Source organism: Paraburkholderia sprentiae WSM5005 (genome assembly GCF_001865575.2).
Taxonomy (GTDB): domain Bacteria; phylum Pseudomonadota; class Gammaproteobacteria; order Burkholderiales; family Burkholderiaceae; genus Paraburkholderia; species Paraburkholderia sprentiae.
The window spans coordinates 3381632-3394696 of sequence record NZ_CP017561.2; the positions used below are offsets into that span (position 1 = coordinate 3381632).

Annotated in this window: 13 protein-coding genes and 1 pseudogene; 9 read left to right on the forward strand and 5 right to left on the reverse strand. The window is 64.0% G+C overall.

Annotated elements, in window-relative coordinates; genetic code table 11:
• Positions 1–143: 143 nt before the first annotated feature.
• Positions 144–830 (forward strand): orotate phosphoribosyltransferase, encoded by a 687-nt coding sequence (locus tag BJG93_RS15490; RefSeq protein WP_027199112.1) that lies wholly within the window; start codon positions 144–146, stop codon positions 828–830.
• A 151-nt stretch (positions 831–981) separates the two neighbouring features.
• On the opposite strand, the gene BJG93_RS15495 is transcribed toward BJG93_RS15490, so the two are convergent.
• A complete protein-coding gene (locus BJG93_RS15495; RefSeq protein WP_027199113.1) occupies positions 982–1671 on the reverse strand; it encodes a response regulator in 690 nt (229 codons plus the stop codon).
• 269 nt (positions 1672–1940) lie between these two features.
• On the opposite strand from BJG93_RS15495, the gene BJG93_RS15500 reads away from it, so the two are divergent.
• From BJG93_RS15500 to BJG93_RS15525, 6 genes and pseudogenes are all read left to right on the forward strand, one after another.
• Entirely contained in the window at positions 1941–2537 is a 597-nt protein-coding gene (locus BJG93_RS15500; RefSeq protein ID WP_027199114.1) for a YbhB/YbcL family Raf kinase inhibitor-like protein, read from the forward strand.
• A gap of 90 nt (positions 2538–2627) precedes the next feature.
• Positions 2628–3200, forward strand: coding sequence for a flavodoxin family protein (locus tag BJG93_RS15505; RefSeq protein WP_027199115.1), 573 nt, complete (start codon positions 2628–2630; stop codon positions 3198–3200).
• A gap of 222 nt (positions 3201–3422) precedes the next feature.
• Positions 3423–4370: an N-acetyl-gamma-glutamyl-phosphate reductase gene (gene argC / locus BJG93_RS15510; RefSeq protein ID WP_027199116.1), complete on the forward strand. Its 948-nt coding sequence runs from the start codon at positions 3423–3425 to the stop codon at positions 4368–4370.
• Between the two features lie 505 nt (positions 4371–4875).
• Positions 4876–6260: pseudogene (locus BJG93_RS15515) on the forward strand (DUF2957 domain-containing protein).
• Between the two features lie 121 nt (positions 6261–6381).
• Positions 6382–7641, forward strand: coding sequence for a DUF2957 domain-containing protein (locus BJG93_RS15520; protein WP_027199117.1), 1260 nt, complete (start codon positions 6382–6384; stop codon positions 7639–7641).
• A 147-nt stretch (positions 7642–7788) separates the two neighbouring features.
• Positions 7789–8613 (forward strand): OmpW/AlkL family protein, encoded by an 825-nt coding sequence (locus BJG93_RS15525; RefSeq protein ID WP_051374489.1) that lies wholly within the window; start codon positions 7789–7791, stop codon positions 8611–8613.
• 240 nt (positions 8614–8853) lie between these two features.
• On the opposite strand, the gene BJG93_RS15530 is transcribed toward BJG93_RS15525, so the two are convergent.
• Both BJG93_RS15530 and BJG93_RS15535 read right to left on the reverse strand, forming a co-directional pair.
• A complete protein-coding gene (locus BJG93_RS15530) occupies positions 8854–9489 on the reverse strand; it encodes a LysE family translocator (protein WP_027199119.1) in 636 nt (211 codons plus the stop codon).
• Between the two features lie 108 nt (positions 9490–9597).
• Positions 9598–10467, reverse strand: a complete 870-nt coding sequence (locus BJG93_RS15535) for an NAD(P)-dependent oxidoreductase (protein WP_027199120.1) — start codon at positions 10465–10467, stop codon at positions 9598–9600.
• A gap of 93 nt (positions 10468–10560) precedes the next feature.
• Here BJG93_RS15535 and BJG93_RS15540 point away from each other — a divergent pair, with 93 nt between their 5' ends.
• Positions 10561–11319 (forward strand): Mut7-C RNAse domain-containing protein, encoded by a 759-nt coding sequence (locus tag BJG93_RS15540; protein ID WP_027199121.1) that lies wholly within the window; start codon positions 10561–10563, stop codon positions 11317–11319.
• 55 nt (positions 11320–11374) lie between these two features.
• Positions 11375–11650, forward strand: coding sequence for a hypothetical protein (locus BJG93_RS15545; protein WP_027199122.1), 276 nt, complete (start codon positions 11375–11377; stop codon positions 11648–11650).
• Between the two features lie 151 nt (positions 11651–11801).
• On the opposite strand, the gene BJG93_RS15550 is transcribed toward BJG93_RS15545, so the two are convergent.
• Together BJG93_RS15550 and BJG93_RS15555 are read right to left on the reverse strand one after the other, a co-directional pair.
• Complete coding sequence (locus tag BJG93_RS15550) at positions 11802–12011, reverse strand: hypothetical protein (protein WP_027199123.1); 210 nt, start codon at positions 12009–12011, stop codon at positions 11802–11804.
• A gap of 268 nt (positions 12012–12279) precedes the next feature.
• A complete protein-coding gene (locus tag BJG93_RS15555) occupies positions 12280–13032 on the reverse strand; it encodes an IclR family transcriptional regulator domain-containing protein (protein WP_018418696.1) in 753 nt (250 codons plus the stop codon).
• Positions 13033–13065 lie beyond the last annotated feature (33 nt).

Genomic DNA, 13065 nt, shown 5'->3' on the forward strand with positions numbered 1-13065 from the left:
TAACGGCCCACGCGCGCAGCAAAAGCCGGTCCGTGCTCTTCTCCCGGCCGCGTATCCCGCCCAGCATGGCGCGGCATACCCCGCTTGCTGCGCCACCGGGCTCAGCGCCCGCTTCTCCCCTGCTCACTCCGAAGGATCCGCCCATGACAGGCTTCGATCGCCAGACGATCTCCGACACCACCGCCAAGATGCTGCTCGAAGTGCAAGCAGTGCATTTCAACGCGGAGAAACCGTATATTTTCACGTCCGGCTGGGCGAGCCCGGTGTATATCGACTGCCGCAAGCTGATCTCGTATCCGCGCGTGCGCCGCGGCCTGATGGAAATGGCTGAAGCGACGATCCTGCGCGATGTCGGCTATGAGCAGATCGACGCGGTCGCCGGCGGCGAAACCGCGGGCATTCCGTTCGCGGCGTGGCTGTCCGACCGCCTGATGGTGCCGATGCAGTATGTGCGCAAGAAGCCGAAGGGTTTCGGCCGCAACGCGCAGATCGAAGGTCTGCTGACCGAAGGCCAGCGCGTGCTGCTCGTCGAAGACCTGACGACCGACAGCCGCAGCAAGATCAACTTCATCAACGCGCTGCGCACCGCGGGCGCGACGGTGAACCACTGCTTCGTGCTGTTTCACTACAACATCTTCAAGGAAAGCGTGTCGGTGCTGAAAGACATCGACGTCGATCTGCATGCGCTCGCCACCTGGTGGGACGTACTGCGCGTCGCGAAGCAAAACAACTACTTCGACACCAGGACGATCGACGAAGTGGAGAAGTTCCTGCACGCGCCGGCCGAGTGGTCGGCTGCGCATGGCGGCGCCACGTCTACGCCGCAATAAAGCCATCGCCATAGAGCAGTGACCATAAACCGATCGAAATAAGAACAACGAAACGCAGCCGCTTTATGCGGAACGAATGAAAAAGCCGCCTGTTGCGAAACGGGCGGCTTTTTTGTCGCCGATTACCGGGCGGACCAAACGAGGCGCGATATCAGGACTCGTTGCCGGTGTCCTTTACCGAGTTCGACGACAGATTCAGCAAGCCATTGCTCTGCGCATACTGGAATAGTTGGGAGTCGCGATCGATTCCGAGCTTGCGCATGGCCGCGTTTTTCTGCGTGCTGATCGTCTTGATGCTGCGATTCAAACGTTGCGAGATTTCCTTGATCGTCATGCCCGACACGAACAGGCGCACCACTTCGAGTTCGCGCCCCGACAGCTTCGAGTCGTCGCGCCTGCCGGCTGAATTGACCCGCAACCCATCGAACACCGCCTTCACCGACGGACTCATATACGCCATGCGACGGCCGACGTGCTGTACCGCAAGCGCAATATGGCTCAGATCGTCAGACTTGTTCACGACCGACGTCACGCCAAGCTCCCTGAGACGCTTGAGCAACGCCGCGTTCTCGAGCATGGTGAGCACGACGATCGGCAGGTTCGGGAAATTGCGGCGCAAATAGTCGATGAGTTGCAAGCCATCGCCGTACTGACCGCCCGGCATGGCCAGGTCGGTGACGAGCACGTCGCATTCGGTGGATTGCAGCGTTTTGATGAGTTCCGTGGACTGCCTTGCACGCCCAACGACTTGTATACCGGGAAACTTGAGCAGCGCATGTTCAGCGCCAAACAGAATGACCGGATGATCATCTGCCACGACGACCCTGAGTGAAACTTGCATCGCCCTCCTCTGGACGGATAAACCGGTCTCCACAACTTCTAACACTTATTTCAACGCTTGCAATTCAAACGAGTCAAATGCAGCCAGGGTCGCACGACAATGCTTCCTACTATAGCTGATTTCTTGTCTGCTCATTCCGCGCGACGCAAACATATTGCGTCGCAGAGCTAACCAGTACTGATGGTAGACTTGATTCGAGCTTGGGGCGCCATTCAGGACAACAACCATCGCGAGGACCCGCGCCTCGCGCCCTGACAGGAGAACCAGAGATGCGCGCGCGTTGCCTGGTTGTTTCGCTGGCATCAACTTGGCGGCATCGATCGCTCGCCGCCGGCGCGATGCTCGCGCTATTCGCGGTACATGGCGCCGCTGCGCGGGCCGACGAGCCGTTCACGCTGACGAGCGCGAATGTGCGCACGGGCGGCGCCGTGCAAAATGCGCAGGTGTTCGACCAGAACGATTGCAAAGGCGGCAACCGCTCACCGCAACTCTCCTGGCGCGATGCGCCGGCCGGCACGCGCGGCTTCGCGATCACGATGTTCGACGAGGACGCGCCAGGGCGCGGCTGGTGGCACTGGGCGGTAGCGGGCATCCCGGCCACGGTCGACAGCCTGCCCGAGAACGCGAGTTCGTCCGGTTTCCTGCGCAAGCTCGGCGCAGTCGAAGCCCGCAACGACTTCGACACGGACGGTTATGGCGGCCCATGCCCGCCGCCCGGCAAACCGCATCGCTATATCATCACCGTGTACGCGCTGAACTCGGCCGATCTGCGTCTCGCGCAAGGACGCCCGGCGTTGATGTTCGATCACGAGATCGGCACGGCCGCGATCGGCAGCGCGCGGCTGGTGGTCAATTACGGGCGCTAGCGGCGGTCGTCGCGGTGGTCATGGCGCGCCATCGCGCCGCATCGCGCTGCTTTGCCGTTCACCTTCCTGATCGGCTTGCTGGAGCACTCCATGTCGAAGATCGTCATCGTGTATCACAGCGGCTACGGCCATACGAAGAAAGTCGCCGAAGCCGTGCTCGCGGGCGCGCTCGAAGCCGGCGCGCAGGCAAAGCTGATGTCGGTCGGCGAGCTCGACGAAGCCTCATGGGACGAACTCGCCGCCGCCGACGCGCTGATCTTCGGCGCGCCGACCTACATGGGCGGTCCGTCGGCCGACTTCAAGAAGTTCGCCGACGCGAGCTCGAAGCCGTGGTTCGCCCAGGCGTGGAAGGACAAGATCGCGGCCGGTTTCACGAACTCGGCGACGATGAACGGCGACAAGTTCTCCACGATCCAGTACTTCGTCACGCTGGCGATGCAGCACAGCATGATCTGGGCGGGCACCGGCATGATGCCGTCGAACACCAAGGCCGCGACGCGCAACGATCTGAACTTCGTCGGTGGCTTCACTGGGCTGCTTACGCAATCGGCGGCCGATGCGACGCCCGACGAAGCCCCGCCCCCCGGTGATCTCGAAACCGCGCGCCTGTTCGGCGCACGCGTCGCGGGCGTCACCGCGCGCTGGATGGCGCTACACGGGTAGCGGCGCGCGCCTGATGCCGAAACGGCGTGCGCTGGCGCCGCGACTCATCTGCGGTTCATCTGCGCTCATCAGCCCGCATTCACCGCGCAACAGGTCGCGGCGATGTCACGTTGCGCGCGCATCGTCGTTTTTTTCCTGCTGCACTGCACGTGCGCGCTGATGAAGTCTTAAAATAGCGTTCCGGCGCGGCCTCGCGCCCCGTTTCCAGCGAGTGAGATCGAGATGAGCACGAAAGTTTTTGTCGACGGACAGGAAGGCACGACCGGCCTGAAGATTTTTGAATATCTGTCGCAGCGCGCCGACGTCGAAATCCTGCGTATCGAAGAAGCGAAGCGCAAGGACCTGGACGAGCGCCGTCGTCTCATCAACGCGTCGGACGTCACTTTCCTGTGCCTGCCCGACGTCGCTTCGCGCGAATCCGCTTCGCTCGTCGGCAACGACCGCACCGTGCTGATCGACGCGAGCACCGCATTCCGCACTTCGCCCGACTGGGCCTACGGCCTCCCCGAGCTGGCCCGCTCGCAACGCGAGCGCCTGCGCACCGCCAAACGCATCGCCGTGCCAGGCTGCCACGCCTCGGCGTTCGTGCTCGCGATGCGCCCGCTCGTCGAAGGCGGCATCGTCGCACCCGAGTTCGCCGCGCACGCCTACTCGATCACTGGCTACAGCGGCGGCGGCAAGAAGATGATTGCCGACTACGAAGCCGGCGGCGACGACAGGCTGAAGAGCCCGCGGCCCTACGCGCTCGGCCTCACGCACAAGCATCTGCCGGAAATGGCCACGCATACCGGCCTGAAGTCGGCGCCGATCTTCACGCCGATCGTCGGCGAGTTCTACAAGGGTCTCGCGGTCACCACCTACTTTTCGCCGGGCCAACTCGCGAAGAAGACGACGCCGCAAGACGTGCAGGCGCTGTTCGCCGAGTACTACGCGGGTGAAGCATTCGTGCACGTCGCACCGTTCAACGCCGAAGCGAATCTCGACAACGGCTTCTTCGACGTGCAGGCGAACAACGACACCAATCGCGTCGACCTGTTCGTGTTCGGCAATGAGGATCGCTTCGTAACCGTCGCGCGTCTGGACAATCTCGGCAAGGGTGCATCGGGTGCGGCGATCCAGTGCATGAACCTCGCGATCGGCGCGGCCGAAGACACGGGTTTGAAGCGCTAGCCGACTCGAACGGCGGACGTCCGCACCAAATCGAGCTTCCGCAGTCGCACGAAAAAAGGCCGGTCTTTGCACAGACCGGCCTTTTTTGTTTTAAACGCGCGTCCTTAGAATTGGCAAAAAAAATTCAGCTCAGTAATAGCCCGCATTACCTTAAATATAAAAAATCGGATTACTGATTCAGAACCGGTAATTCGTGCCAGCCAATTGCATCGTATCGCATAGATTTCCGCATAGGGAAACACCGGGTTTTTTCGAACGGACGTACCAGGATGATAGAGCCTTTTTGCCGAGACGCTTGCCCAGCAAGGGTATGCGGCGAAACAACGACGCCACGCTCAGGTGAAAAATCATTTTTCCGTTTAAATGTGCCGCGCGCGTCCGTGCAGTGCGCATTCGCAGAAATTCGTGCTGTTTGAATTGGCTTTTTTAGACGGCTCATTCAATTGACAGCCAATAAACGCACAGCAAAATGACTCCGCACAATTAAACAAAAGGAGACAGCAGCATGTTGCACGCCATGACTCGCGGGCTGGCAATGGCCATTGCCACAGCACCTTTTCTTATCGCTTGCGGCGGCGGCAAAGCCGACAATCCGGGCCCCGTCACACCGTCGCAATGCTCGGGCGCGAGTTGCGGCACGCAAGGCGCACCGACGCCGAGCGCGACGATCGCGACGCTGTGCCCCGACACCGCGGACATTGTCAAAAGCAGTTACCTCGGCGGCGCGGGCAGCGGCGAAATCGTGCAGTTGAAGATCGACGCGATCGCGATGACCTACACGCTGAAGTGGCTCGAGTCGCCGATTCCGCTCACCAGCGCGAGCGTCTCCGTCACACGCAAGGGCACGCAGATCAAGGGCGCGGTGATTCACCCGCCCGCCGGCATGCTGCCGACCGCCGAGCAGACGCGCTGCGCGTTCATCCTCGGCGCGGGCACCGGCACCGGGTCGGACGGCACCACCTACACGACGCCCGACTTCGTCAATAACCCGAACCCGCCGATGATCCTGATCGGCAAGGGCGTCGCGGGCGGTGGCATTCCGGGTGCGACGATCCAGTACGCGGGCGTCACGGTGCTGCCGGGTGTTCCCGCGATCGGCGCGGTCAACAAGCGGCACTTCGATTTCTATCCGTTCCTCGGCTTCGCGAGCACGACCACCGACCTCACCAAGCTGCCCGGCACCTATAACGCGCTGCTGTATCACTTGTCGCCGAGCGCGAACTATGAAACCGTCGCCACACGCTCAGTCGAAACCTTCGACGCGAGCGGCCACTGCACGTCGTCGAGTTCGGCCGGGTGTCTGAGCACCGGAAACGCGCTGACACTCAACGGCAACGGCTATTTCGACAGTACGAACCCGCCGCAGATCGTGCCGAGCACCGGCGCCGCCAGCAATCCGCCGCGCACCGGCAAGTACGGCACCGCGCACATGATCCTCGGCCAGCTCAACGGTGCGACGGTCCCGCTGGTGGTCCGCACCGGCTACGTCGACACGAGCAACCTCCTCTCCCCCCAAGTCGACGACGAATCCGGCATCGCGATGCTCGCAGCGGCGACGCCGCTAGCCTCGGGCGGCTTCGACGGCGGCTACGTCGGCGCGATTCGAACTTCAGGTACACGGCGACGCTGGTTCAGGGCGCGGCCGCGACCTTCATCAATCCGTCGACGTCCGCCGCGGAAAGCTCGGTCGCTCTGAGCTATGGCGTGTCGAGCCCCGGTCTTGTCGACGTGCAGGACCCTACCGGCAACACCGGCCTCGCGATCGCGTCGGGCGGGCTATACGCGATCGTGGTGCAAGGCGAGGAAAACGGCGGCATCACCTCGACGTCGGCGAATGCGGACACGCCGAGTGCGCCGTACTTCGGCATCGGCGCGCAGATCAGCAAATAAAAACCGGCACTCGCTGCATGCAACGCGCAGTCGATCCGCGCTTGTCAGTGAGCGACACATGAAGCAGAAGGTGGCCGGAACGCGAGCCGGCCACGGACAACGAGAACCTTCGGGAGGCGGTATGAATTCGACAATCATTTCGGTGCTCGCTTTATGCGCACCGCTGCTGGGGGCGTGCGGCGGCGGCGGTGGCGGCAGCGGTAACGGCGACGGACCGATGACCGAAACGCGGCTGTGTCCTTCGTCGCTCGACTACGCCACGGTCTTCACGGGCGGCGGCGGCGACGGCGAACTCGTCAAGCTGCAGCTCGATACGACGAAAATGACGTGGCAGATCAGCTATATCCAGTCGCCGATTCCCGCCACCACCGGCACCGTCACCCCGACACGCGCGGGCCAGACCGCGAGCGGCACGCTGGCCCAGGAAACGCTGCTGCCGACCAATAAGCTGAACCAGTGCGCGTTCCGTTTGAACGGCGCGAGTCTCGATGCGAGCCGTCCGGCGCGCATTTTCGTGGGCGTTGGCGTCGCGGGCGGCACGATTCCGGGTGCGGAGATCTCGTTCGGCGGTGTGCTCGGTGTCGGCGCCGTCCCCGACACGACGTTCCCGTACTACCCGTTCATCGGCTTTTCGTCGATCGAGACGAATCTCGCGAACGTCGCGGGCACGTACAACCAGCTCGGCTATCACCAGATTCCGTCGCAGAACTTCGCGCCGGTTGCGGTCGATTCGAAGATCACGATCAACAAGGACGGTACGTGGACCGAGTGCGACAACACCGGCATCAACGCCGGCACCTGCCAGCAGCCCGGCAGCAACTTCCTGGTCATAGCCGACAGCGGCAACGGCGCATTCGAAACCGACAACTTGCGCGGCCAGGCGAAGCCGACGCTCGCGACGACGCCCAAAGCGCGCGGCTACCTGATCGTGGGCAAGCTGAAGGGCCAACTGGTGCCGATCCTCGTGCGCACCGGCGCGGCCAATCCGTCGGCGACCACGGCGATCAACGGCTCGCCTGGGCCTTACGCCGACGATGAATCCGGCATCTCGATCCTCGCGCCGCAAATCGCCACCGCGATGAACGCGCAGAACGGCGAGTACGTCGGCGTGGATAGCCAGTTCGATTACCGCACCACCGCGCTCGAAGGCACTGAGGCCACGCTGCTCGATCCGTTCAACGCGTCGCAGGCTTCGCTCGCGACCCCGCTGAATCTGGACTTCACGCAGACCGTGCCGGGTGTCGTGACGACCACCCGGGTGGGCGCATCGAGCGGCGCGAAGCCGACCGGAAAGATGATCTTCACCGGCGGTGTGTTCGGCTACCTCGACATGACCGACTCCGCTTCGCCGTACTTCACGATCGGCGCCTTCGTCCAGTGACCGGCGCGGCGCGCCGCGGTGCCGGCCCGGCGGGCGGCGCACGCGGCGACGCCCCAGCCAACGCCCCACGAACATCCAGGCGCAGCGGCCGGCCCGACGCCGCCGGGCCGCCCGTCGCGCGCGCTGCGGCGCATGAGGAGGAACATGATGAAAAAATTCTGTCTCGCGATATTGGCGACGCTGCTGTCAGCCAGCGCACACGCCCAGCATGCGGGCGACAATGTCGCTGCGCTCGGCTGGTTCCACGTGATGCCGCAGGATTCGAGCACGCCGCTGACGACCTACGTCGCGCAATCACCGATCAACACGCCGCTGCGACTGCCCGGTTCGTTCACGTCCGCGGGCACCGGTCTGTCGACCAACTCGGCCAACACGGTCGGCCTCGTGTTCAGCCATTACCTGACCGACCACATCGCCGTGACGACCGTCGCGGGCCTGCCGCCGAAGTTCAAGATCTACGGCCATGGCACCATCAAACCGCCGGGACCGGCGGGCGCGCTCGGCGAGCAGGATCTCGGTGATCCGCAGGCCAATCCGATCGTAAAGAGCGTGCGCCAGTGGAGCCCGGCACTGCTGTTTCAGTACTACTTCAACGAGCCGACCGCAAAACTGCGGCCGTTCGTCGGCATCGGCGTGTCGTACAACTGGTTCTCCGATATCCAACTGAGCCAGAACTTCGTGCAGTCGACGCAGAACAACCTCGGCGCCGTCCTCGCCGCCGGCGCGGGCAAGCCGGGGCTCACGCAGGTGTCGGCGAAGGCGTCGTCGTCGTGGGCGCCGGTGTTCAACGCGGGCCTCGCATACAACGTCACCGAGCACTGGGGGCTCGTCGCGTCCGTCACGTATATCCCGCTCAAGACGACGTCGTCGGTCATCATCAAGGCGGCGGATGGGACGGAGCTTGGCGTGTCGAAGGCGGATCTGAGCGCGAACCCGATCATTTCCTTCGTGGCCGTGTCGTACAAGTTCTGAGTTGCGGCTAGACGCGCTGGCGCCGGCGCTCTGCGCACGCGGCGAATTATGGGCAAAAAAAAGCCCGCCTAGATTGGCGGGCTGAATCCATATCAGTGGAGACATGGAGGAGACAAGACGAACTATAGCAAACCGCTTGGTGCGTTGCAACATGCAAATTAGGGTTGACCCTCGACGTTGCAAACATACAACGGTCACAGTCGTACGGATCTCTCCCTTATCTTCCGGTACGCGCGGCGCTCAGTGCCGCACCAGCGCCATCATGGCGCCGAAACCGATGAACACACCCCCCGTCAGCCGGTTGAACGCTCGCGCGACGCTGCGGCTCTTCAGCTTCGCGCCGATGCGCGTGCCGAAACCCGCATACACCAGATACCAGCTGACCTCGATCGACGCGAACGTCGCGACCAGCACGCCGAACTGCGGCAACTTCGGCAGCGTGGCATCGATGAATTGCGGCAGCAGCGCGGCCGCGAACAGAATCGCCTTCGGATTGCTGCTCGCGACCAGAAAGCCGTTGCGAAACAGCGCGACGCGCGAGCGCGCGGGCTTGGCCGTCAGTTCGTCGACGGTTTGCGCGGCGGCTTCGTCGGCCGGCGCGCGCCATGCCTTGATGCCCAGATACACGAGATAGGCCGCGCCGATCATGCGCAGTGCGTTGAACATGGCCGGCCATGCCGCCAGAAACACGCCGAGCCCCGCCGCCGATACCGCCAGCATCAGCACCAGCGCCGACAGACAGCCGGCCATCGTCGCGCTCGCGCGGCGCAGGCCGTGCTGGGCGCCGTGCGTCATCACGAGCAGCATGTTGGGACCGGGAATCGCGGAAACGACGAAAACGGTGACAGCGAACAGCCACCAGGTATGCAGAGTCATCGAAGTCGGGAGAAGGAAGATCGGACGGCTATTATGCCTTGCCGCCCAGCGTGACTTCATGCGGCCATGTTGCGTCGATCGCCCGAGCCCGGCGATCGACAGCCACCGTCAACGGCCGGCCCGCCGTATCGCGATCTGACCCAGCACCGCGAAGTCCTTCTCGCCATCGCCGTGCGCGATCGCCTCGATCAGGCTGTCGCGCACCACGCTCGCGACCGGCATCGGCGTCGTCACCGCATCGGCGGCGGCCAGCGCGAGGCGCACGTCCTTCAGCCCCAGACGCGCCTTGAACAGCGCCGGTTCGAAGCGCTGCTCGGCGATCAGCTTGCCGTAGCCCGAGTACACCGGACCCGGAAACAGGCCGCTCGTGATCACGTCGAGGAAGTCCTGCATCGGGAGGCCGTGGCCGGTCACCAGCGCGGCCGCTTCGCCGAGCGTCTCGATCGCGGCGCCGAGCATGAAGTTCGCGGCCAGCTTCATCACGTTCGCTTGCTGCGGCAGCGAGCCGATGCGCCAGGTCTTCTGGCCGAGTGCGTCGAAAATCGGCTGAATCCGGTCGATCGATTCGGCCGGGCCGCCCGCGACGATCGTCAGCTTGCCCGCGGCCGCGACGTCAGGCCGGCCGAGTACCGGCGCGGCCACATAGTGCACGCCGCGCGACGCGTGCGCGGTCGCCAGTTCTTCGGCGAGCGCCACGGAAATCGTCGCCATGTTCGCGTGGATCAGCCCGCGCGGCGCATGTTCGAGCAGCGACGCGGTGATGACTTCGCGCAGCGCGGCATCGTCGGCAAGCATCGAGAACACGGCGTCCCCCGCAAACGCTTCGGCCGGCGTCGCGACGATCTGCGCGCCCAGCCCGGCCAGCGGCTGCGCTTTTTCCGGCGAGCGGTTCCACACGCGCACCTGGTGCCCAGCTTTCACAATGTTTGCAACCATCGCGGCGCCCATCTCGCCGAGACCGATAAAACCGATGTCCATCTATCGCTCCGTCTTCTAAAGAACCCGAAGTAAAGCACACTCATGCGACACGCGCAGGACAACGTGCAACCCGCGCGGTGCGATACTGCAGGCATGGTCACCGCGACATTCCGCTTCTACGAGGAGCTGAACGACTTCATCGCCCGGCCGCTGCGCCGGCGCGCGTTCGTCTACGGGTGTGCGCGCGGCGCGACCACCAAGCACATGATCGAAGTGCTCGGTGTACCGCATACCGAGGTCGAACTGATACTGGTGAACGGCGACTCGGTCGGCTTCGATCATCCGCTCGCCGATGGTGACCGCGTCGCCGTCTATCCGAAATTCGAGGCGCTCGACATCCAGCCGTTGCTGCGTGTGCGCGAGCGGCCCTTGCGGGTCGTGCGCTTTATCGCCGATGCGCATCTGGGCGGCCTCGCGCCGCTTCTGCGGCTCGCCGGCTTCGATACGCTCTACGACAACCACTTTCCCGACGCCGATATCGAGGCGCTCGCCACCGCGCAGCAGCGCATCGTACTGACGCGCGACCGCGAGTTGCTCAAACGCCGCAACATCACGCACGGCTGCTACGTGCGCGCGCTGCGGCCGCGCGAGCAGTTGCGCGAAGTGTTCGAACGGCTCGATCTCGCGCGCAGCGCACAACCGTTCCGGCTGTGTCTGATATGCAACGCGCCGCTGCGGCGCATCGCGCGCGAGGAAGCCGGCCCGCGCGTGCCGCATGGCGTGCTGCAGCGGCATAGCCGCTTCGTGACCTGCGACGTGTGCGGACGCGTATTCTGGGAAGGCACGCATTGGCAGAGGATGCGCGCGCTGATGGACAGCGTCTCCGCCGCCGCGCCGTCGCGCGTCGGCTGACGTGCCGCGCGCATGCGTACAATGCGGGTTGATCTATTTGGCAGAGGCCTTTCCGATGGCGATGAAAAAAACCGACCTTGAAAAGAACAAGGCGCTGAAACTGGGCAACGCGATGAAGCACGCGGCCGCAAGCCACGGCAAGGGTGTGGCGACCGAGCCGAAGCTCGACCGGCGCGAGCAGCGCAAGCTCGATCAGGCGCAAGGTCTTGTTCCGTTTGCGTGCAAGCTCAACAGCGGGCTGGTGGAAGAACTGAAGACGCGCGCCGCCACGCATCCCGACGGCCTGAACGGGCTGCTGGACGAAGTGATCCGGCGCGGGCTCGCGGGCTGATCTGCCCGCGTGCAGCATCCGCCGCAAAAGCAAAAAGGCCAGAGCGCGAGCTCTGGCCTTTTTGCTGGCAACGCAGCCGCCTTCACCGGCTGCATCGGCCGGCAAGTGGCGCGGCGCAGCGGTACGGCGCGCCCGACGAGCGGGCGTTGACTTAGTTCTGCGTGCCCTTGTCGTTCGTGCCTGCGGCCGACGCTGCGGCAGAAACGTGCGCCTTCTTGCCGTGGGTCTTCAGCTGCTTGATGTGGTGCTTCTTCGGTGCGCTTGCTGCTTGCGTAGCAGCGGCATCCGATGCCTGTGCGAAAGCCTGAACGGAAACCAGCGCGATCGAAGCGGCTGCGAGCGAGACGATAACTTTTTTCATGTGTTGATCCCCAAACCAGACGACTGAGTCAATGTGAATGAATACAGCTGCACGGTAGAGCGGGCTGGACTTCGAGGTGCCTTGTGCTCCCCGCGGGAGAGTATTACCCAAGCGTAGGCGGTTTGTCATGCGCAAAACTCGATATGTATTTTCCGGGAGACAGCCTGCTTTCAGCGCGCTTTCATTGCCCGGCAAGCCATTTCATGGGCACCAGCGAGGTCGGCGTAAAGCCCGCCTGCCGCGCGCTTCGGCGACCGCTTGGCCGCGCTCAGACCAGGTTCCGCAGCAGGCTCGCGGTTTCCTGTAGTGCCGGCAACACACGGTGCAGCGCGGCGTTGGCCGACTCCTCGCCGATCGGCATGCTGACGCTGATCGCCGCGACCACCGTACCGTGCCGGTCGCGCAACGGCACCGCGACGCCGCGCACACCGATCTCGAGCTGCTGGTCGGTGACCACGTAGCCGTTGCGGCGGATTTCGCCGAGCACTTCCCTGAGCCGTTCGACCGTTGAATAGGTGTACGGCGTGAAAACCTTGATCGGATACGATGCGAGCCAAGGATCGATGCTGTCGGGAGGCTGGAACGCGAGCAGCACGAGCCCCGCCGACGACAACGGCGCCGGCGCGCGCGAGCCGGTCACGAAGCCGACCGCCATTGCCCGATTCACTCCATTGCGGGCGACGTAGACGACGTCGTGTTCGTCGAGGATCGCGACCAGCGCGGTTTCCTGCACGGTCGCGGTGATCCGCTGTAGGAACGGCTGCACGGTGCGCGGCAGGCGCGCCGAATCGAGGTAAGACTGGCCGAGCCGCAGCACCCGCGGCGCGAGCCAGAAGAGCTTGCCGTCGGTGTCGACGTAGCCGAGCTCGCGCAGCGTCAATAGATAACGGCGCGCGGCAGTGCGCGACAGACCGGCGCGCGCGGCGACCATGGTTGGCGTCATCCGCGCGTGTTCTTCGTCGAATGCTTCGATGATTGCGAGCGCCTTCGCGGCGCCCGCGATCCAGTCTTTGTCGTCCATTTCGTTTGCGCGTGGAGGAACTCGGGATCGCGG